Raw genomic sequence first — 448 nt, 5'->3', positions numbered from 1 at the left:
GTCCGATGTGTCGCTGGGAACGATGCTCTCGGGCGGATTGGATTCCAGCGCCATTTCCGCAGTCGTGGCGAAGGTGCTTCGGGAGGAGGGGAAAGGGCCGCTCCGCACCTTCTCCGTCGATTACGTCGGGAATGAAAAGCACTTCCGCCCCAACGAATTTCAACCCCATTCCGACGCCCCCTGGGTGCGCCGGATGGCGGAGCATCTCGGTTCCGTCCATCAAACGGTCATCATCGACACGGAGGAGCTGGCCTCCGCCCTGATGCCTGCGATGCGGGCCCGGGATCTTCCGGGAATGACCGATGTGGATGCTTCCCTGTACCTGTTCAGCCGGGAGCTCAAAAAGGAGGTGACGGTGATCCTTTCCGGCGAGTGCGCCGATGAGGTCTTCGGCGGTTATCCGTGGTTTCACCGGGAAGAGTTGATCCGGGCGGACACCTTCCCCTGG

1 protein-coding gene is annotated in these 448 nt (G+C 62.1%); it reads left to right on the top strand.

All coding sequences use genetic code 11. From position 1 onward, the window contains the following. On the top strand, window positions 1-448 hold a 448-nt coding region (locus tag RZO55_RS07855; RefSeq protein WP_318063732.1), incomplete at both ends, for an asparagine synthase-related protein.

This window comes from Clostridium boliviensis (genome assembly GCF_033342255.1).
Taxonomy (GTDB): domain Bacteria; phylum Bacillota; class Clostridia; order Lachnospirales; family Lachnospiraceae; genus Lacrimispora; species Lacrimispora boliviensis.
This window is presented reverse-complemented; position numbering and strand designations above follow the sequence as displayed.